General features: G+C 63.1%; 21 protein-coding genes. 13 read left to right on the top strand and 8 right to left on the bottom strand.

The window, feature by feature from the left end; all coding sequences use genetic code 11:
* Positions 1-8: 8 nt before the first annotated feature.
* Positions 9-455 (bottom strand): response regulator, encoded by a 447-nt coding sequence (locus tag C9990_RS02395; RefSeq protein WP_065904718.1) that lies wholly within the window; start codon positions 453-455, stop codon positions 9-11.
* 245 nt (positions 456-700) lie between these two features.
* Here C9990_RS02395 and C9990_RS02390 point away from each other — a divergent pair, with 245 nt between their 5' ends.
* The 8 genes from C9990_RS02390 (at position 701) to C9990_RS02355 (ending at position 9,647) form a co-directional block, all read left to right on the top strand.
* Entirely contained in the window at positions 701-2,623 is a 1,923-nt protein-coding gene (locus C9990_RS02390) for a putative nucleotidyltransferase substrate binding domain-containing protein (RefSeq protein WP_065904720.1), read from the top strand.
* Positions 2,620-3,327: a PolC-type DNA polymerase III gene (locus C9990_RS02385; protein ID WP_106802453.1), complete on the top strand. Its 708-nt coding sequence runs from the start codon at positions 2,620-2,622 to the stop codon at positions 3,325-3,327. The genes C9990_RS02390 and C9990_RS02385 overlap by 4 nt, the downstream gene beginning before the upstream one ends.
* Positions 3,328-3,427: 100 nt before the next feature.
* Entirely contained in the window at positions 3,428-3,946 is a 519-nt protein-coding gene (locus C9990_RS02380) for an RNA polymerase sigma factor (RefSeq protein WP_065904725.1), read from the top strand.
* Complete coding sequence (locus tag C9990_RS02375; protein ID WP_065904726.1) at positions 3,943-4,911, top strand: FecR domain-containing protein; 969 nt, start codon at positions 3,943-3,945, stop codon at positions 4,909-4,911. The genes C9990_RS02380 and C9990_RS02375 overlap by 4 nt, the downstream gene beginning before the upstream one ends.
* A 234-nt stretch (positions 4,912-5,145) precedes the next feature.
* A complete protein-coding gene (locus C9990_RS02370; RefSeq protein ID WP_106802452.1) occupies positions 5,146-7,578 on the top strand; it encodes a TonB-dependent siderophore receptor in 2,433 nt (810 codons plus the stop codon).
* Positions 7,579-7,640: 62 nt separating this feature from the next.
* On the top strand, positions 7,641-8,744 hold the full coding sequence (locus C9990_RS02365; RefSeq protein WP_065904730.1) for a PepSY domain-containing protein: 1,104 nt from the start codon (positions 7,641-7,643) through the stop codon (positions 8,742-8,744).
* Positions 8,741-8,938, top strand: a complete 198-nt coding sequence (locus C9990_RS32640; protein ID WP_106802451.1) for a hypothetical protein — start codon at positions 8,741-8,743, stop codon at positions 8,936-8,938. The genes C9990_RS02365 and C9990_RS32640 overlap by 4 nt, the downstream gene beginning before the upstream one ends.
* Before the next feature lie 79 nt (positions 8,939-9,017).
* Entirely contained in the window at positions 9,018-9,647 is a 630-nt protein-coding gene (locus C9990_RS02355) for a glutathione S-transferase family protein (RefSeq protein WP_106802450.1), read from the top strand.
* A gap of 293 nt (positions 9,648-9,940) precedes the next feature.
* Here C9990_RS02355 and creD read toward each other — a convergent pair whose 3' ends face one another.
* From creD to C9990_RS02335, 4 genes are read right to left on the bottom strand one after another with little or no spacing between them, the layout of a single operon-like run.
* Entirely contained in the window at positions 9,941-11,314 is a 1,374-nt protein-coding gene (creD, locus tag C9990_RS02350; protein WP_106802449.1) for a cell envelope integrity protein CreD, read from the bottom strand.
* 51 nt (positions 11,315-11,365) lie between these two features.
* Positions 11,366-12,805, bottom strand: coding sequence for a two-component system sensor histidine kinase CreC (creC, locus tag C9990_RS02345; protein WP_106802448.1), 1,440 nt, complete (start codon positions 12,803-12,805; stop codon positions 11,366-11,368).
* Entirely contained in the window at positions 12,805-13,473 is a 669-nt protein-coding gene (gene creB, locus C9990_RS02340; protein ID WP_065904742.1) for a two-component system response regulator CreB, read from the bottom strand. The genes creC and creB overlap by 1 nt, the downstream gene beginning before the upstream one ends.
* An 8-nt stretch (positions 13,474-13,481) precedes the next feature.
* On the bottom strand, positions 13,482-13,982 hold the full coding sequence (locus C9990_RS02335; RefSeq protein WP_065904748.1) for an ATP-dependent zinc protease: 501 nt from the start codon (positions 13,980-13,982) through the stop codon (positions 13,482-13,484).
* 173 nt (positions 13,983-14,155) lie between these two features.
* Here C9990_RS02335 and C9990_RS02330 point away from each other — a divergent pair, with 173 nt between their 5' ends.
* Positions 14,156-15,043, top strand: coding sequence for an acyltransferase (locus C9990_RS02330; RefSeq protein WP_106802447.1), 888 nt, complete (start codon positions 14,156-14,158; stop codon positions 15,041-15,043).
* Here the strand turns inward: C9990_RS02330 and C9990_RS02325 are convergent.
* On the bottom strand, positions 15,040-15,612 hold the full coding sequence (locus C9990_RS02325; RefSeq protein ID WP_065904752.1) for a DUF2780 domain-containing protein: 573 nt from the start codon (positions 15,610-15,612) through the stop codon (positions 15,040-15,042). The two genes, C9990_RS02330 and C9990_RS02325, sit on opposite strands and share 4 nt — an antisense overlap.
* A 127-nt stretch (positions 15,613-15,739) precedes the next feature.
* Between C9990_RS02325 and C9990_RS02320 the strand changes: the two genes are divergently transcribed.
* From C9990_RS02320 to C9990_RS02305, 4 genes are all read left to right on the top strand, one after another.
* Positions 15,740-16,384 (top strand): RNA polymerase sigma factor, encoded by a 645-nt coding sequence (locus C9990_RS02320; RefSeq protein WP_371920610.1) that lies wholly within the window; start codon positions 15,740-15,742, stop codon positions 16,382-16,384.
* Positions 16,381-17,058, top strand: coding sequence for an anti-sigma factor domain-containing protein (locus tag C9990_RS02315; protein ID WP_106802446.1), 678 nt, complete (start codon positions 16,381-16,383; stop codon positions 17,056-17,058). Before C9990_RS02320 ends, C9990_RS02315 begins: the two co-directional genes overlap by 4 nt.
* A gap of 76 nt (positions 17,059-17,134) precedes the next feature.
* Entirely contained in the window at positions 17,135-17,593 is a 459-nt protein-coding gene (locus C9990_RS02310) for an anti-sigma factor domain-containing protein (protein ID WP_065904758.1), read from the top strand.
* 139 nt (positions 17,594-17,732) lie between these two features.
* A complete protein-coding gene (locus tag C9990_RS02305) occupies positions 17,733-18,137 on the top strand; it encodes a DUF3757 domain-containing protein (protein WP_106802445.1) in 405 nt (134 codons plus the stop codon).
* Between the two features lie 29 nt (positions 18,138-18,166).
* Here C9990_RS02305 and fdhA read toward each other — a convergent pair whose 3' ends face one another.
* Together fdhA and purU are read right to left on the bottom strand one after the other, a co-directional pair.
* Positions 18,167-19,366, bottom strand: coding sequence for a formaldehyde dehydrogenase, glutathione-independent (fdhA, locus tag C9990_RS02300; protein ID WP_034116135.1), 1,200 nt, complete (start codon positions 19,364-19,366; stop codon positions 18,167-18,169).
* A 196-nt stretch (positions 19,367-19,562) separates the two neighbouring features.
* Positions 19,563-20,420 (bottom strand): formyltetrahydrofolate deformylase, encoded by an 858-nt coding sequence (purU, locus tag C9990_RS02295; RefSeq protein WP_005792124.1) that lies wholly within the window; start codon positions 20,418-20,420, stop codon positions 19,563-19,565.
* Positions 20,421-20,468: the final 48 nt, after the last annotated feature.

The following is a 20,468-nucleotide window of genomic DNA, read 5'->3' as shown; positions in this document are numbered from 1 at the left end:
AACGGAACCTACTGCGCCATCCCCAATTCCCGCTTGACCATCTTCGCCAACTTCACGCTATCAATCGGCTTGAGCAAGAAGTCCACCACGCTCAAATGCATTGCATCGATCACATCCGGGGCTTCGGCGTCTCCCGACATAATGATGATCGGCAACGCCGCACGGGTGGAACTGCGCACCTGGCGAATCAGTTCCAGGCCATTGCTGGGGGCCATGCGCAGGTCAGTGATGAGCAAACCGATGGAGCTGCTGGAGCTCAACAATTCCCACGCTGTCTTGCCGCTGTCGGCCGTCATGCAGCGAATACCGTCCAGGCCCAGGATCTCCGCCAGCAGTTCACGCGCATCCTTGTCGTCGTCAACAATCAACACGCGTTGTGGCGGTAAATCAGGCTCCAGCATCACGGCGCTCAGCGCCTCGCGCTCGGCATCACTCAAAATATCGTGGTCGGACATACAGTTCTCAGCAGTTCTCATCAATCTCCCAGCACACTCGTCAGACATCTGCGGAAGGGCGTTCAATGTGCACTTCGTCGGAAAGTTTGCCTAGTGGGCGTTCTACGGGGTTTGGACGATAGTCATGTAAGGTTTTTCCTTAGTTTTACGCCGTTTTCATCGACCTAGACTTACGTCCAATGGGCACCTGCCGCGCAGGAGTCGACCATGCAGGACGATAACGACAAAAAAATTGCGGTCATGTTATGAGTAAAGCTGATGCCTTCGCCCAAGCGGGGAAAACTGCTGTATTGCAGAACATCCACGGCACCCTGCAGTTCCTGCAACGCTTCCCACCGTTCAACCAGATGGAGCACGCACACCTGGCGTTCCTGGTGGAGCAGTGTCAATTACGCTTCTTCGGCCCCGGCGAGAGCATCCTCAAACCGTCGGGCGGGCCGGTGGAGCACTTCTACATCGTCAAGCAAGGCCGCGTGGTGGGTGAACGGCCGGACTCGAAGCAAGCCACCTTCGAAATCACCGCCGGCGAGTGTTTCCCCCTCGCCGCGCTGTTGGGCGAGCGGGCCACACGGACCGAGCACAAGGCCGCCGAAGACACCTTTTGCCTGCAACTGAACAAGCCGGCCTTTATCAAGCTGTTCGCCCTTTCCAGCCCGTTTCGCGACTTTGCCCTGCGCGGCGTCAGCAGCCTGCTGGACCAGGTCAACCAGCAGGTGCAGCAAAAAGCCGTGGAAACCCTCGGCACCCAATATTCCCTGAACACCCGCCTGGGCGAGTTGGCCATGCGCCACCCGGTCACCTGCAGCCCGCAAACACCGCTGCGTGAGGCGGTGACGCTGATGCACGAGCAGCAAGTCGGCAGCATTGTGATCGTCGATGAACACAAGGCGCCGCTGGGGATTTTCACCCTGCGCGATTTACGCCAGGTGGTGGCCGATGGCACCAGCGATTTCAGCCAGGGCATCGACGCCCATATGACCCAGGCGCCGTTCTTCCTGACCCCGGACCACAGCGCGTTCGACGCTGCCATCGCCATGACTGAACGGCATATCGCCCACGTGTGCCTGGTGAAGGAAAAGCGCCTGTGTGGCGTGGTGTCCGAGCGCGACCTGTTTTCCCTGCAGCGGGTCGACCTGGTGCACCTGGCACGCACCATCCGCAACGCGCCCCGGGTGGAGAACCTGGTGGCGATTCGCGGCGAGATCGGCCAGTTGGTCGAGCGCATGCTGGCCCACGGCGCGTCGTCGACGCAGATCACCCACATCATTACGCTGCTCAACGATCACACCGTGTGCCGGGTGATCGAACTGACCCTGGCGGAAAAAGGTGACCCAGGCGTGCCCTTCAGTTGGCTGTGTTTTGGCAGCGAAGGCCGCCGCGAGCAGACGCTCTTCACCGACCAGGACAACGGCATCCTGTTCGACGCCAAGGACGCCGTCGAGGCTGCGACCCTGCGTGGGCGCCTGCTGCCCCTGGCGCAGCAGATCAACCAGAGCCTGGCGCTGTGCGGCTTCAGCCTGTGCAAGGGCAATATCATGGCCGGCAACCCCGAGCTGTGCCTGTCACGGGCCGAATGGGCGCGGCGCTTCGGCGCGTTTATTCGCGAGGCGACGCCGGAGAACCTGCTGGGTTCGAGCATCTATTTCGACCTGCGCGTGGTGTGGGGTGATGAGCGCGGCTGCGAACAACTGCGCCAGGGCATTCTCGACCAGGTCGCGGATAACCGGCTGTTCCAGCGCATGCTGGCGGAAAACGCCTTGCGCCAGCGCCCACCCGTAGGACGTTTCCGTGATTTTGTGCTGTCGCGCAAAGGTGCGGAAAAAGCCACCCTCGACCTCAAGGTCCAGGGCTTGACGCCCTTCGTCGACGGCGCGCGATTGCTCGCCCTGGCCAATGGCATCCACGCCAATAACACCCTGGAGCGCCTGCGCCAGTTGGTGGTCAAGGAGGTGATCGAGCCGCTCGACGGCGCCGCCTACGAAGAGGCCTATCACTTCATCCAGCAAACCCGCATGCAGCAGCATCAGTTGCAGACCCGGGAAAACCAGCCGTACTCCAACCGCGTCGACCCTGACAGCCTCAACCACCTGGACCGCCGCATCCTGCGTGAGTCCCTGCGCCAGGCCCAGCGCCTGCAAAGCAGCCTGACCTTGCGGTACCAGCTGTGAGCCTGTTCGGCTGGCTGCGCGCGGCTAAACCCGGGCTCGATGCCGCGCAGCAACAACGCCTGGCGCAATTGCCCAAGCCAGCGGCCCTGGGCGGCGGTCCGCTGCGCAGTCAGCGCTGGGTGGTGGTGGACCTGGAAACCAGCGGCCTGAACCTCAATCGCGACCAGGTGCTGTCGATCGGTGCAGTGGTCATCGAGGACGGCGCGGTGGATTTCTCCCAGCTGTTCGAGCGCACCTTGCACCGCGCCGACACCAAGCTCAGCCCCAGCGTGCTGATCCACGGCCTGGGCCCGAGTGCAATTGCCGCGGGCAGTGATCCGGTTGAAGCGCTGCTGGATTTCATGGCGTTTGTCGGCGACAGCCCGCTGCTCGCGTTCCACGCGCCATTCGATCAGCACATGCTGTGCCGGGCGCTCAAGGACAGCCTGGGCTATCGCCTGGCCCACACGTTTCTGGATGTGGCCGACATCGCCCCACTGCTGTGCCCCGAAGCGCACATCCGTGAAGCCGGGCTGGATGACTGGATCCATCACTTCAACCTGCAGGTGGGCGAACGCCATCATGCCAGCGCCGACGCCCTGGCCACGGCGGAGCTGATGCTCATCCTGTTGAGCCGTGCGCGCCAGCAGCAGATCGACACGCCCCAGGCGCTGCAAGCGCGTTTGAGCCAATGGAAACGGCGTAAACAGGCGCCATCGTTTTAATGTCATCTCCCGACAGACGCCAATTGCGCCCACCCCACGCCTCTGACACAATCGCGAATAATTCTCGTTAGTTTAAACCTCTTGTTTATTCGGTGATGCCTTGTCGTCGGTCCAGAACCCACACAGTGAGCTTGTTGGCGCGTTGTATCGCGACCATCGTGGCTGGCTGTTGGCCTGGCTGCGGCGCAATGTGGCCTGCCCGAGCCGCGCCGAGGACCTGAGCCAGGACACCTTCATGCGCCTGCTCGGCCGTGACGAGTTGCGCGCACCCCGCGAGCCGCGTGCCTTCCTGGTGGCAATCGCCAAAGGGTTGTTGTTCGACTACTTCCGTCGCGCAGCGCTGGAACAGGCGTACCTCAGCGAATTGATGCTGATCCCGGAAAGCGAACACCCGTCGCCCGAAGAACAGCAGTTGATCCTCGAAGACCTCAAGGCCATCGACCGCCTGCTCGGCAAGCTGTCGAGCAAGGCCCGCGCGGCCTTCCTCTACAACCGCCTCGATGGCCTGGGCCACGCGGAAATCGCCCAGCGCCTCGGCGTCTCCGTGCCGCGCGTGCGCCAATACCTGGCCCAGGGCATTCGCCAGTGCTACATCGCCCTGTATGGCGAGCCGCTGTGAGCGTGATCAGTTCCAAGCCCGTGTCGGCCCGTGTGCTGGATGCGGCGATCGCCTGGCAACTGTCGCTGGATTCCGGCGACGGCAGCGCGGTGGAGCGCGAGGAATTCGACAAATGGCTGGCCAGCGATGAAGAGCACGCCCGCGCCTGGCGCCAACTGGGCATGCTCGACCAGCGCTTCAGCGTGGCTTCGGGCCCGGCGCGGGTGGCGTTGCTGCAGTCGCGCGAGGGCATTCGCCAACGCGTGCGCAAACTCGGCAGCGGCCTGGCGAGCATTGCGCTGGTGTGCGGCCTGGCGCTGTTTGCCGGCGAACGCTACGTGCCGATCCACTACTGGCTGGCCGACCAACGCACGGCCACCGGTGAACAGCGCACGCTGAAACTGGCGGACGGCACGCTGATTAACCTCAATACCCACAGCGCCATTGACGTGCGTTTCGATGACAAGCGCCGGCTGATTGTGCTGCAGGAAGGCGAAATCCTCGTCGAAACCGGCCACAACGATGCGCGCCCGTTCTACGTGCAAACCCGCGACGGCAACCTGCGGGCGCTGGGCACGCGGTTTATCGTCAAGCGCGAAGACCACGCCACGCGCCTGAGCGTGCTGCAGTCGGCAGTGGGCGCCCAACCCGAGGCATTGCCGCAGGAACAGATCTTCAAGGAAGGCCAGCAAGTGTTGATGCGCAGTGACGGCCTTGGCCCTGCGCTGGCCGTCACTCCCGCTACCGATGCGTGGACGCGCGGCATGCTGGTGGTCGAAAACGCCCGTCTCGGCGATGTGGTGGCCGAGCTTGGTCGCTACCGCACCGGTCATTTGGGTGTGGATAAAAGCGTGGCGGACCTGCGCATCACCGGCAGCTTCCCGTTGCATGACACCGACCTGGCCCTCAACGCGCTGCTGCCGACCCTGCCGGTGCAGATCCAGCAGCACACGCCGTGGTGGGTGACGGTGACCGCCAAGCCTTAGCTCAGGCTGGGCCTGGGCCATGGCTATCGCGGGCAAGTCGAATCGTCGCACCGCCCCTCCCACGGGTTGATGTGCGAATACCTCAAATGTGGGAGGGGCGGTGCGACGATTCGACTTGCCCCCGATGAGGCCCTCAAACCCACCACAAAAAATATTTTGATCCTGCCCTATCACTTTCCGATTCTCGCTCGGCACATAGGCAATTGCGAATTACTTCCATTCAGGAGCCACCCTATGTCCCGCACGCTAGACACCTTGTTGCGCCCCAGCCTGTTAGCCGTGGCGATTGCCCTTTGCACGCCGCTGGCGAGCACCGCGCTGATCGCCGCCGAGCAGTCCTCCAGCGTGCGCGCGTACAACCTGCCGGCTGCGCCGCTGTCCAGCACCCTGAACCAGATCGCCAGCCAGGCCGGCCTGGCCTTGACCCTCAACCCGGCGTTGGCATCGGGCAAGACCTCGGCGCCGGTCCAGGGCCAGTTCGATGCCCCGGGTGCGCTGCGTGAGGCACTGCGTGGCACCGGGCTGCAGCTGGAGCAAAGCAGTGCGGGGACTTATTCCCTGGTGGCGATCCCGGAAGGCGTGATGGCGCTGCCGGTCACCAACATCACCGGGCAAGAGGGCAACCAGGAAAGCGCCTGGGGCCCGGTGCAAGGCTACCTGGCCACACGCACCGCCGCCGGCACCAAGACCGACACCGCCCTGGTGGAAGCGCCGCGCTCGATCTCCGTGGCGACCCGCGAGCAGATGCAGGACCGCAACGTGCAGAACCTGGATGACGCGGTCAAATACATGCCCGGCATCGTGTCCGCCAGCTACGGCAGCGACACCCGTTATGACTGGATGCGCGTGCGCGGCTTCGAACCCACCCAGTTCCTCGACGGCCTGCCCCTGCCGCGCGGCGTGTATGCCAACCCCAAAGCCGAGACCTGGAACCTCGACCGCATCGCCCTGCTGCGCGGCCCGGCCTCGTCGGTGTATGGCCAGACCCCGCCAGGCGGCCTGCTGGACATGGTCAGCCGCCGTCCCAGCGCCGAATCGAGCAATGCCATCCAGGTGCAATACGGCAGTGACAACTACCGCCAGATCAACTTCGCCAGCACCGGCAAGATCGACGATGAAGGCCAGTTCCTCTATGGCGTCAGCGGCGTGGTGCGCGATGCCGGCACCCAGGTCGACCACATCGACAACAAACGCTACAACATCGCGCCGAGCCTGACCTGGAACATCGACACCGACACCAAGCTGACCCTGCTGTCGCAGTTCACGCGTGACGATACTGGCACCACCAGTCAATTTCTGCCGATCCAGGGCACCAAGATCAAGCTCCCCCAAGGCGAGGTTTCCCACCACAAGAACCTCGGCGACCCCGACTATGAGTTCTACGACCGCACCTACTACGCCCTGGGTTATGCGTTCGAGCATCGCTTCAACGATACCTGGCAGTTCAAGCAAAACCTGCGCTATACCAAGTCTGAGCTGTCGTTCCAGCAACTGACGGTCGGTTCCTATATCTACTCCCCGGCTGACGCCAACGGCAATATCAGCCGCTCGAGCACCAACGTTGACGAGGACATCGGCCAGTTCGCAGTGGATAACAATTTCCAGGCTGACTTCGCCACGGGCGACATCACCCACACGGTACTGCTGGGCCTGGACCACCAGCGCACCGACACCTCCTTCCGGACGATCTACGGCACGGCGTCGAACATCAATATTTTCAACCCGATCAACACCGTGCCCACCCTGCGCCCGACGGACGTCACGCCGTACTACGACTACAACCAGAAAACCATCCAGACCGGCCTCTACGCACAAGACCAGATGGCCCTCGACAACTGGCGCCTGACCCTGGGTGGGCGTGAGGACTGGGTGCATCAGGGCACCACTTACTTCAACAAGCTGGACGCGACCAACACTGACCGCAGCAAGAACTTCAGCGGCAACGCGGCGCTCAGCTATGTGTTCGATTCGGGCTTCGTGCCCTACCTGTCGTACGCCGAGTCGTTCCAACCGGCGAGCAACGCCAGCGTCGACCCCGTCAAGTCGTACAAGCCCACCGAAGGCAAGCAATGGGAACTGGGGATCAAGTACCAGCCACCTGGCTCCAATACGCTGCTGAGTGCGGCGGTCTACGACTTGACCCAGAAAAACGTGCTGGTGACCCGGATCGGCGCGGGTAACCAATCGATCACCGACCAGGCCGGCGAAGTGAAGGTCAAGGGCCTGGAACTGGAAGCGGTGTCCGACGTGACCGAAAACCTCAAGGTCATCGCCGCCTACACCCTGTCCAAGTCCGAAGTGCAAACCGGTATCTACAAAGGCAACCGCCTGCAACTGATCCCCAACCAGCAAGCCTCGCTGTGGACCGACTACACCTGGCACACCGGTGTACTCGATGGCTTCGGCATCGGCTTCGGCGCGCGCTACACCGGCAACACTTATGGCGACCAAGGCAACACCTGGACGGGCAAGGCCAACGCCTACACCGTGTTCGACGGCGCGGTTCACTACGACCTCGGCCGCCTGGACAACAGCCTCAAAGGCGCCTCGGTGAAACTCAACGCCACCAACCTGTTCAACAAGGACTACATTTCCACCTGCGATGGCTCCTACTGCTACTTCGGCGACCAACGCAGCGTCGTCGCCAGTGCCACCTACCAGTGGTAATCGACTGAGTTAACCATCAGGCCGTCCTCCCGGGCGGCTTTGGTGCGCCTGAAGGCTGGAAAATGAAAAGTAAAACCATCCGCCGCTGGTCCTTTATCCACACCTGGACCAGCCTGGTCTGCACGGTGTTCCTGCTGCTGCTCGCCCTGACCGGGCTGCCGCTGGTGTTCCACCACGAGATCGATCACCTGCTGGGCAACGAGCCAGAACTGGCGCAGATGCCCGCCGATACGCCGCAGCTCAACCTTGAACAGCTGGTGGCCAAAGCGCAGGCCCATCGCCCTGGCGAAGCCATGCAATACCTGGCGTGGGACGAGGACGACAAGAACGGCGTGATCGCAATCATGGCTGCGACGGCCGGCACCGAACCCAACTCGTCGCACACTTTCATGCTTGATGCGCGCACCGGCGACGCTGTCGAAATGCCGTCCGCGAATGGCGGGCTGACCCTGTTCCTGCTGCGCCTGCATGTGGATATGTTCGCTGGCCTGCCGGGCAAGTTATTGCTGGCGTTCATGGGCATTCTGTTTGTGCTGGCCATCGTGTCGGGCACGGTGCTGTACCTGCCCTTCATGCGTCGCTTGAAGTTCGCCACCGTGCGCCAGGACAAATCCACCCGCCTGCGCTGGCTCGACCTGCACAACCTGATCGGCGTGGTCACCCTGACCTGGGCGCTGGTGGTGGGCGTCACCGGCGTGATCAGCGCCTGTGCCGACCTGATCATCGCAGCCTGGCGCCAGGACAGCCTCAGCGCCATGATCGAGCCGTACAAACATGCCCCGCCGCTGACCCAGCGCGCGCCCGCCACCGAGCTGCTGAGCATTGCCGCCCAGGCCGCGCCCGGCATGCAGCCGGACTTCATTGCCTTCCCCGGCACGCGCTTTTCCAGCGAGCACCACTACGCGGTGTTCATGAAGGGCAGCACGCACCTGACCTCCCACCTGCTGACGCCGGTGCTGATCGACGCCAGCACCCTGGCCGTCACCGCCATCGCCGAACGGCCGTGGTACATGGACGCCATGGGCATGTCCCAGCCCCTGCACTTTGGCGATTACGGCGGCATGCCGATGAAAGTCCTCTGGGCGGTACTGGATGTGCTGACCATCATCGTGCTGATCAGCGGGATTTACCTGTGGATCGTCAGGCGCAAGGCGGGCAAGGCATGAAGCCACGGCAGTCGAATTTCTGGAAAGTGTTTGGCATTCCGCTGGGGATTGGCCTGCTCAGCGCCGCTGGGTTATTTGCGGCGTTGCTGGGGGATGGGTGGTGGGATTCGCTCAGTTGGGTGGGGCTTGGGATACCTGCGGTGATCGGTGTATGGGCCCTCCTGCGGAAGCCGGCTTGCCGGCGAAAACCCTGAGAGTACCGCGTCAAATCTGATGCACTGCGCTATCGTAAGCGTCCTTCGCGAGCCCGCTCGCCCCTCCAGAGGAATGCCCATGTCTGTGCCCAGCATGACCTTGTTCCACAACCCCGCTTCACCGTTTGTTCGCAAAGTTCGCGTGCTGCTGATCGAAACCGGCCAGCAGGACCGCGTGGCGCTGCACGGCTGCATGCCGACGCCGGTCAACCCGGATGCGCAGGTGGTGCAAGGCAACCCCGTGGGCAAGATCCCGGCCCTGCGCCTGGCTGACGGCAGCGTATTGCACGACAGCCGGGTGATCCTCGATTACTTCGACCACCAGCATGTCGGCAACCCGCTGATCCCCCGCGACGGCTCGGCCCGCTGGCGGCGCCTGACCCTGGCCTCGATGGCTGACGGCATCATGGATGCGGCCGTACTGGTGCGTTACGAGTCGGCCCTGCGCCCGGCGGAAAAACACTGGGCGCCGTGGCTCGACGAGCAGCGCAACAAGATCCGCCGCACCCTCGCCGAGCTGGAACAGGACGCCATCGCCGAGCTGACCAGCCACTTCGACATCGCCTCGATCAGCGTGGCCTGCGCCCTCGCCTACCTCGACTTCCGCCACCCCGATATGCACTGGCGCGCGGCCAACCCACAGCTGGCCGCCTGGTACGCCGAGGTCAGCCAGCGACCTTCGATGCTGGAGACCCAGCCGCCGGTATAGCCCTGTTTCCACCTGACCCTGTGGCGAGCGGGCACCTTGTGGTGACCGAACTCCCTGTGGCGAGCGGGCTTGCCCCGCGTTGGGCTGCGAAGCGGCCCCATCAGGCCACCCCGTTTTATCCAATGAAACTCATCTCAGGTGTTGGGGCTGCTGCGCAGCCCAACGCGGGGCAAGCCCGCTCGCCACAGGACACCCGCTCACGACAGGAGGCTCGCCCGCCACAACCACGGGGAACAGCCGGTTGATCCTCGCCACCAACTGCGCCTTCACTCGCTGATCCTCACGCAAGCCGATCATTGCACGTCCTCCAGGTCGAACTGCAACGGCTCGGCGACCTTGCGCTTGCCCACGCCGTACCAATCCAATTTGCGCGTCAGCACCATCACCGTCCCCAGCAGGCCAAACAGCAACAGCGAGCCCATCAGCAGCGCGTAATCCTCGGCACTCAACAACCCGTACAACAAGCCATACAACGCCGCCAATCCAGCAGAAAAACCCAGGCCATGGGCGACGCTGCGCAGCACGTGGCACACATAAAATCCGATCAGCAACACACAGGCACTCGCCGAGATCAGGTAGGCCAGCGCAAAGCCCAGGTGCTCGGACAACGACAACAGCAGCAGGTAGAAAAACGCCAGTGCAAAGCCCACCAACGCATACTGGACCGGGTGCACCGCCAGGCTCTTGAGCACTTCGAAGAGGAAGAAACCGGCAAAGGTCAGGGCAATGAACAGCAGCGCGTATTTGATCGCGCGGTCGCTCTTGAGGTACTGGTCCACCGGATCGATGAAGTTCACGCCAAAGCTGCGGTTGTTGAAGTCGTTGCAGCCCTGGCTGTCCAGGCAGGTTTGCAGGGCCTGCTCAAGGTTGGTGGAGAAGAACGAAGTCTGCCAGCTGGCGCTGAAGCCTTGATCGGTGACCTCGCGCTGGGTCGGCAAGAAGTTGCCGATGAAGCTGGGGTGCGGCCAGTTGGAGGCGAGCGAGACCTGGCTGGTCTTGCCCACGGGCACCACTCGCAGTTGTTCGGTGCCTTGCAGGCGCAGGTCGAAAGCGAAGTCCACCACGGCCGGTTTTTTACTGTCCTGTTCGGGCAGCGCAACGTGCACGCCCTCTCCCAGCCAGTCCACTTGGGAGCCCGGCGAGAACTCCAGGCGCTGGCTGCCCAGCTCGAGTTTCAGCGCGTTTTCGATGCCACGAATATCACTGATGCCCACTGCCAGGAATGCCGGTTCGAAGCGGTAATCGACAAAGTCTTCGGTGATCCCCAACTGCGCAGGCAGCTCGAAACGCCCGCTGATGCGGGTGTCGGCATGGAACAGCCGCGCCTGGTAGATGCCCCGGGCACGCAGTTCGGTTTGCACCTTGCCGTCGAGCTCGAAACGGTCCGGCAGGAAATACAGGCGACCGCGCTCCTCACGGGTGACCTCGTAGCGTTTGTTGAGCTTTTCATTGAGTTTCCACTCGCGCACGGTCTTGCGATACGGCACCACCATCACCGGTCCGGTGAGGCGCTGGGCATAGCTGGAGCTGCGCGCAATGTCCATCAGGACGCCGTCGCGCAGTTGCTGGCGATCGCCGATAATGCCGTTGATCATCAGCAACGGAATCAGCAACAGCAGGATCAGCAGCGCAATCGCGCCAAGTTTGAAAAGCAGGCTGCGGTTCATGGGTCTCTCCCTGTTTTGATGGGCAGAGCATGAGCCGCGCGTGTGGGGGATTTATGTGGGCAATGTGGAGACTGTGTGGAGATGCAGCACCACCTGGACGCCACCCGGCACATTGCCGATCTGCAACGCGCCGCCGTGCAGCTTCATCACTTCCTCGACAAAGTTGAGGCCCAGGCCAGTGCTTTTGCGCCCGCTGGCCGGGCGTGGCAAGGAGTAGAATCGCTCGCTCAGGCGCGGCAAGGCGTAGTCGGGAATCGGCGCGGCCTGGTTGAACAGGCTGACCTGCACCGCGTGGTGCTGTGTCTGCGCACTGAACCTCAAGGTGCCGCCGGACGGGGTGAAGTCGAGGGCATTCTCGAGCAGATTGCCCAGGGCCTGGCGAAGCAGAAAAGGTTCGCCGAACACCTTCACGTCGGCGCCGATCGTTTGTTCGATGTGCAGGCCGGCGCCTTCGATACGCGCGCATTGGGCCGTGAGAACTTCATCGACCAAGCCGGCCAATGGCAGGCTGACCTGTTCTTCCAGGCCCTGGCGTTGCTCCACTTGCGCCAGGTTCAGCAGGCGCTCGATCAACTGCTGCAGGCGCGCGCTCTCGCTGTCGATATTGCCGACGAAACGCTGCTGTTGCTCGCGGCTCATATCGCCCTGCAACAGCTCCGCCGCGCCGCGAATCGCGGCCAATGGGCTTTTCAATTCATGGGTCAGGGTGTGCACGTAATGCTCGACGTAGGCCTTGCCCTCCAGCTGCGTGCGCATATGCTCCACGGCGGTGGACAGCTGCTTGAGCTCGCCGCCGCGGTAGTGCGGCAACTCGGCACGCCGGCCTTCGCTGACCGCCTGCGCATAGGCCGTCAACCGGTGCAGGGCCCTGCTCAACCACCATGACAACACCGCCCCCAGCAACAGGCCGAGCACCACCAGCCCGGCGCCGTACCAGAGCAGCCGCCGCTCGGTGCGATCGACATACGGCTGCAGCGAGCTGTTGGGCTTGGCCACCGTGACCACGCCGATGATCTGGCCGTTATCGCGGATCGGCGCGCCCACGTGCATCACCGATGAGGCAGGGTCATCCAGTTCGCTGCGGGTGGAACGCGCGCCGTATTCGCCGCGCAGGGTCAGGTACACGTCGTTCCATTTCGAGTAGTCCTGGCCCACCGCTTCGCCGCTGGAATCGAGCAGCACGGTGCCCTTGGCATCGGTCACGTAGATACGGTGGTTGACCTGGTTTTTCGGCAGGCCCCAGATGGTCGCGCCCGGCTGGCGATTGCCGTAGGCCTTGAGCAGCTGCGGCCAGTGGCTCTGGCCGAGGGTGTGGTTTTTCACGTCATCACGCAGGATCTCGGCCAGCAGGTTGGCGGTGTCCACCAGGGTTTCTTCGGTGGACTGGCGCACGCCGGGGCGGATTTCCTTCATCACCGTGCTAAGCACGAAGTAGCCGGTCAGGCCGATGAACAGCGCATACACCAGGAAAATCCGCAGCCCCAGGCGCATCAGCTGTTGCCCGGGCTGTAGCTGTAGCCGAGGCCGCGATGGGTCTGGATCGGCTCGGCGTCCGCCGCAATGCCACGCAATTTGCTGCGCAGGCTTTTGATGTGGCTGTCGATATTGCGCTCGTAGCCGGCATCCGCCGCCACGCCCACCGCGTCCAGCAACTGCTCGCGGCTGAACACCCGCTCGGGTTGCTCCAGCAGGCTCTGCAGCAGGCGGAACTCGTGGCGCGTGAGGCTCAGGGGCTGGCCGCGATAACTGATCTGCATGCGCTCCAGGTCAACCTGGAACACGGCGGGGGCCACGCCAGGGCCGACCCTCTTGAGGATCGCCCGCACCCGCGCCGCCACTTCCCGCGGGCTGAACGGCTTGACCACATAATCGTCGGCGCCGATCTCCAGGCCCACCACGCGGTCGATCTCGCCATCGCGGGCACTGAGGAACATCACCGGCACTTCGCTGAAACGCCGCAATTGCTTGCAGGTTTCAAAGCCGGTGATATCCGGCAGGCCGATGTCGAGGATGATCAGGTCGGCCGGTGTTTGCCGTTGATAGGCCAGCGCCTCCTGGCCAAGGCTCAGCCAGGTGGTGGTGAAGCCCTCACCTTGCAGGGCAAAAATCAGCGTGTCGGCTATCGCCGCTTCGTCTTCGACAATCAGGATGTGCGGCATGGGTTCGATCAGCAGTCCGGTTTGTCAGCGGTATAGCGACGGGCCGGGTTCACCGCTGCGCCAAACTCGCGCAGGGCCTTGGCGCCAATCAGCAACGGGTAGTTGAAGCTGCTGCGGTCGGTCAGGTTGACCTCGACGGTGCGCTTGACGTCGCCCAGGCACATTTCCAGGTCGATCACCGGACGCTTGGCCACGCTGGCTTCGTCCTTGTCGTCGTCTTCGTCGGCGCGGCTCTTGATCTTGCTGATGCGCGACACTTTGTGTTCGTAGACTTTGTTGCTGGCGTCCTTGCCGCCGAGGCGGAAGCGCACCCAATCGTCGCCGTCACGGGTGAAGGTCTCGATGTCACGGGCCGACAGCGAAGCGGTCAGCGCGCCGGTGTCCATCTTGGCCTTGAAGGTTTCGCCGATCTCCGGCAACTGGATGTATTCGTAGCGACCGTAAAGGGTCGGCTCGGCAGCCATGACGGGCAGGGCAACCAGGGCGAGCGAGGCAAGGAGCAGTTTCACGAAGTGGTTTCCTCGGAAAGAAGTAGGCGGATTCTAGACCGCAAAGGGGGCACTTAGTTAGCTGATCCGAGCATACCCGGTACATTGTGAAACATTCGTCCGGTGATTTGAGATTTGGCCTGCAGACCAAGCTCTCTTATCATGACCCGCCCACACGATCCCAAGAGTTGCTTATGCGCCGCCTGCTCACCGGCTGTTTCGTTACCCTGCTGCTGTTGCTCAACACCCTGGTGCTGTTCGGGCCATTGATGGTGTTTGCCCTGCTCAAGCTGGTGGCTCCCGGACGTTTTCGCGACTACGCATCCTGGGCGGTAATGTGGATCGCCGAGACCTGGGCCGAGATCGACAAGCTTATTTTCTCGTGGTGCATCCCGACCCGCTGGGACATTCGCGGCGGCGACGACCTGCGCGGCGACACCAGCTACCTGGTGATCAGCAACCACCAATCGTGGGTGGATATCCCCGCGCTGATCCAGGCCCTCAACCGGCGCACGCCGTTCTTCAAATTCTTCCTGAAAAAAGAGCTGATCTGGGTGCCCTTCCTCGGCCTGGCCTGGTGGGCGCTGGATTACCCGTTCATGAAGCGGTACACCAAGGCTTTCCTGGCCAAGCACCCCGAGCTGGCCGGCCAGGACCTGAAGATCACCAAAGAGGCCTGCGAGCTGTTCAAGCGCCAGCCGGTGACGGTGGTCAATTACCTGGAAGGCACGCGGTTCACCCCGGCCAAGCGCAAGCAGCAGGACTCGCCGTTCGAGCGTCTGCTCAAACCCAAGGCGGGTGGCGTGGCGTTTGTATTGGCGGCGATGGGTGAACAACTGGACGCCGTGCTCGACGTTACAGTCGTCTATCCCCAGGAGAGGATCCCGGGCTTCTGGGACTTGATCTGCGGCTCGGTGCCGACGGTGATCATCGATATCCAGACCCGCGAGCTGGATCCGGCGTTGTGGCAGGGCGATTACGAAAACGATCCGGTGTTTCGCCAGACCGTCCAGAACTGGGTGAACCAGCTCTGGCTGGAGAAAGACGCGCGCATCGCCCAACTGCGCGCGGAAAACCCTTAACTGCCGGTGCCCCACGCCTGGGCCAGTTTGCCCAACACGGAGCTGCTGGCGCCCTGGCCGCCCAGGTACTGCAGGATCACCGGGGCAAACTGGCCGACCATGCCGCTGTCCATGCCCAGTGCGCTGAACGCGGTGTTCAGGTCATTGGTGTTTTTCACATTACCCAGCAGGCCATCCAGGCCGCTGGTCTTGCTGCCGCCGGTCTGGCCGAGCATCCCGCTCAAGGCCCCGAGGCTGCCCAACGCGTTGTTGCCCGACAGCTGATCCAGGCCCGGCACGCTCTTGCCCAGTTGCGAGTAGTCGGTGCTGCTCAGTTGGTTCTTGGCCAGGCCGAGCATCGCGCCGGTGCCGCCGACCGCTTGCTCGGGGGTGACATTCAATTGCGAGGTCAATGCGCTCAGCAGGCCGGCCGTCTCGGACGACGGCGCGGCGGCAGCGGCTTTGTTGTTGCCCCCCTGCATGCCGGAAATGGCATTGGCCGCATCGCCAAGGCTGAACCCTGCGGCGAACACCGGGCCGGCCGCCAGGGTCATCAGGCAGGAAAGGGCGAAACCGCGTGAAATCTTCATCGAAACAACCTCTGGATATAGGTGCGAAAGCAGGCGTTTGACTGGGTAGCCCGGGGGATTGTTCCCAGTGCATCCAATCCCCCGCCTGCTGCGTATAACCACCACACACCTGTTGAGGACGACGCCGGTGAATGGAACGCACGCGCAACCTGGACTACCCTCTGCCTGCCACCGCTTGCACGTGCAGTCCCACCGCCCTGTCGCCAGGGCCTGGAGAAGCCCTATTTCCACTTCCGACGCTGACCCGCTGCGGCCCCTGCTGGCCCAATGCGCCCTGGGCAACCGCCAGGCGTTCGAAACCCTCTACCGTACGGTTTCACCGCGGCTGCACGGCGTTGCCTTGCGTTTCATGGGCCGCCCGGACCTGGCTGAAGAGGTGCTGCAGGAAGCCTTCGTGCGCATCTGGTACAACGCCTCGCGCTACGAGGCCCACCTGGCGGCGCCGATGACCTGGATGGTGAACATCACCCGCAACCTGGCCATCGACCAACTGCGCAAACGCCGTGAACAACCGTTGGCAGATGGCCAACAGGACGCCCTGCTCGATGACGGCCCTAGTACCTTCGAACAGCTCGACAGCGAGCGCGAGGCGCGCGCGCTGAACCGCTGCCTCGACACGCTCGACGGCATGCAGCGCCAATCGATCACCGTGGCTTACTTCCAGGGCCTGTCGTGCTCGGAATTGGCCGACCATCTGGCCGCGCCGCTGGGTTCGGTCAAGTCCTGGATTCGTCGCGGCATGGAACGCCTGCGCAGGTGCCTTGAATCATGAACTACCAGACCACTCCCCTGCGCCGCGCCTTGGCGGGCGACTACGCCATCGGCCTGATGCCCGCTACCGCCCGCCGCCGGTTTGAGGCCCTGCTGCTCGACGACGCCGCATTACGCGTGGAACTCGGCCATTGGCAGGCGGCCCTGGCCAGCCTGACCGGGACCCTGCCCGAACGGCCGGTGCCCGATCACGTGTGGGAAGGCATCCAGGCGCGGATCGAGCCGCAGGTCCTGCACCTGCCGGCGAAGAAACCGTTGTGGCTGAACCTGCGTCTATGGGCGGCCGCCTTCGGGATTGTCATCGCGGTGCTGGTGGGCGTGCTGTACCAGCGCGACCTGGGCGTGGAATACAACGCCACACTCGTCGCTGCCAACCAGCAATCGGCGCTGCAGATCAAGGCGTTTGCCGATCACCTGCAAGTGGAGCCGCTGGCGTTGGCCGCGCTTGAGCCGACGCGCGACCTGGAATTGTGGGCCATCCAGCCCGGTGGCAAACCGATCTCGCTGGGCCTGGTGCCGACGGCTGGCAGGGGCCGGATTCAGCTGAGCCCGGCACAGCAAGCCTTGCTAGCCGCACCGCTGACCCTGGCCGTGAGCCTGGAGCCGCGCGGCGGTTCGCCCACCGGGCAGCCGACCGGACCGGTGCTGTATCAGGGCCAATTGGCATCACTTTGAGCGCCAACCGGTTCAGGAACCCATCGCGTAAACCAGGGTCCATGACAGGACTGAAAGCCCTGTCAGGACCCTCTTCATGAGCGCGACACGCCCCACTATCATCGAGCCCAAACCCCCTTTCTGGAGCCGTCCGCGCCTGTTCATCGGCGTCTGCGTGGCCGTGATCGCCGGCCTCGGCGGCGCGTTCTACACCCAGGACAACGTCAAGTCCGCCGCCACCCTGGTGACCACCACCCAGCAGCCGGCGGCGCAAGTCATGGCGCACAAGGATTACCTCGAAGTCGAACCGATCGCCACGACAGCGCCCGAGCCCGATCGCAGCCTGGAACTGTGGGCCATGCCCGAAGGGGGCAAACCAGTCTCCCTGGGGCTATTGCCGGAGGACGGCAAAGGCATCATCGGCCTCAACCCGCGCCAACAGGCAAGCATCCGCCAGCCGGTGGCGTTACTGGTGAGTTCGGAGACCAAGGGCGGCTCGTTGAGCAAACAACCGACAGGGCCGACGGTGTATCAGGGCGCGCTGGCAGTGCGGTGAGTTAGCCTTTTGCGTGTCTCGCGATAAAAGCCCACCAGTTAATCGCGATCTGTTCTAGAAAACTGTGATTTCTCACAGTAGCCGTCGACGCAAAACCACCCGCAGCATAAAGCCTCCCGCGCGCCACAGGAGGTGGGCCATGAAAAGCGCAATGTCTGCAGGTGTGTTCGTCACGATCGCACTGATGAACCCTGCCCACGCGGCGGCAACTTCCACCTGCCCGCCGATCCAGGACATCAAGCAAACGGCAATGGCCAACGGCGGTTACCGCTACGAAACCTCACAGCCTGACGGGCTCACCTGGACAGGCGAAAACCCGCAGGCGGCGGCGTCGGACCTGACTGACTCGACCTTCCACGATGCCCGTTACGACATGAACAGCAAGGCCGTCATCTGCACCTACAAAGGCCCCATGAATAACGACGCCAGCGTTTCAGTAACGGCACCTGTCGTTGATTGGAACGTTACGCCCACCAGAGGCGAGTGGAGAGGCACCTATTGCGAAGCCCTGGACCGTTCCAGGTGTGAATTTACGCACCACTGAAAAGGGCGACTTGAAGTCGCCCTTTTTTATTACGCCGCGCTGAACAACTTGTGCGGATCGATCACAAATTTCTTCGGCACACCCGCATCGAACTCGCCGTATCCACGCGGTGCATCATCCAGGCTGATCACCTGCACGCCGACGATCTCGGCAATGTTGATACGGTCCCACATGATCGCCTGCATCAGCTGGCGGTTGTACTTCATCACCGGCGTCTGCCCGGTGTGGAAGCTGTGGGATTTGGCCCAGCCCAGGCCGAAGCGAATGCTCAGGCTGCCCATTTTCGCGGCGGCGTCGACGGCGCCCGGGTCTTCGGTCACGTAGAGGCCGGGGATACCGATCTTGCCCGCCACGCGCACCACGCCCATCAGCGAGTTGAGCACGGTGGCCGGGGCCTCCGCCTTGGCGCCTTCATGGCCGTGGCCACGGGCTTCGAAGCCTACGGCGTCGACGGCGCAGTCCACTTCCGGCTCGCCCAGCAGCGCGGCGATCTGTTCGTGCAGCGGGGTGTCCTTGGACAGGTCGGCAATCTCAAACCCCTGGGCCTTGGCGTGGGCCAGGCGGATCGGGTTGACGTCACCGATGATCACCACCGCCGCGCCCAGCAGGCGTGCCGAGGCCGCTGCAGCCAGGCCGACCGGGCCAGCGCCGGCGATGTAGACGGTGCTGCCAGGGCCGACACCGGCCGTCACGGCGCCGTGGTAACCGGTAGGCAGGATGTCGGAGAGGCAGGTCAGGTCGCGGATTTTCTCCATGGCCTTGTCGCGGTCCGGCAGTTTCAGCAGGTTGAAATCGGCGTACGGCACCAGCACGTACTCGGCCTGGCCGCCGGTCCAGTCGCCCATGTCGACATAGCCATAGGCGCCCCCCGCACGTGCCGGGTTGACGGTCAGGCAGACGCCGGTGTGTTGCTCCTTGCAGGAACGGCAGCGGCCGCACGCCACGTTGAAGGGGACGGAGACCAGGTCACCGATCTTGAGGTTTTCGACGTCGCTGCCCTTCTCGATCACTTCGCCGGTGATCTCGTGACCGAGTACCAGGCCGGTCTGGGCGGTGGTGCGACCGCGCACCATGTGTTGGTCGGAGCCGCAGATGTTGGTGGAGACCACGCGCAGGATGACGCCGTGCTCGATCTTCCTGCCACGGGGGTCCTGCATTTTGGGATAGTCGATTTTCTGTACTTCGACCTTGCCGTTGCCGAGATACACGACACCACGATTACCAGACATGCTTTCACCTCGCTGTTGTTTTTATGGAACCGCGTTGCCCAGGCAGGCAGCGCGTTTAAGTGCTCGGGTACAGATGCTGTTTTTTTGCGTTGTTGCTGATGGCCCTTTCGCGAGCAAGCCCGCTCCCACATTCGACCGGGTTCCACCTTTGGAATGCGGTCGAATGTGGGAGCGGGCTTGCTCGCGAAGGCGTCCATCAAAGCACCACCGTGCGATTGGCATTCAAGAACACCCGCCGCTCAATGTGATACCCCACTGCCCGGGCCAATGTCAGCCCTTCGATATCGCGCCCCTTGGCAATCAAATCCTCCGGATAGTGGCTGTGATCCACCACCTCCACGCCCTGGGCGATGATCGGACCTTCATCCAGGTCGTTGTTGATGTAATGCGCCGTGGCGCCGACCAATTTCACGCCCTTGTTGTAGGCCTGGTGATAGGGCTTGGCGCCCTTGAATCCCGGCAGCAACGAGTGGTGGATATTGATCGCCTTGCCATCCAGCTTGCGGCACAGCTCCGGCGACAGCACTTGCATGTAGCGCGCAAGGATCACCAGCTCTGCCCCCGTGTCTTCCACCACTTGCCACACCTGCCGCTCCTGGGACGGTTTGTCATTGGGGTCGAGGGGGAAATGGTAGTAGGGAATCTGGTGCCAGTCGGCCAAAGGCTTGAGATCGGGGTGATTGGAGACCACCGCGACCACATCCATCGACAGCTGGCCGATGCGCTGGCGGTACAGCAGGTCATTCAGGCAGTGATCGGCCTTGGAGACCATGATCACCACTTTTGGCCGGTAGTTCGGCGCCGTCAGCTCGAAGATCATGCCAAAGGCTTCACCGCGCGTGGCCAGGCCATCGCGGAAAGCCTGCTCGTCAAAGCCGTCGGGCTGGCGGAATTCCACGCGGATAAAAAATCGGCCCGAGAGGCGGTCATCGAACGAATGGTGCTCGGTGACGTAGCACCCCTGCTCGAACAGATAGCGAGTGACCGCGTCCACCGTGCCGAGCACGCTGGGGCAGTCGGCGGTCAAAATCCATGTATCGGGTGCGCGGCTCATAGTGCATGACTCCTTGATCGTTCCCACGTTCTGCGTGGGCATGCCGCC

It is taken from the genome of Pseudomonas sp. S5D5 (assembly GCF_003013355.1).
Classification (GTDB): Bacteria; Pseudomonadota; Gammaproteobacteria; order Pseudomonadales; family Pseudomonadaceae; genus Aquipseudomonas; species Aquipseudomonas aylmerensis.
This window is presented reverse-complemented; position numbering and strand designations above follow the sequence as displayed.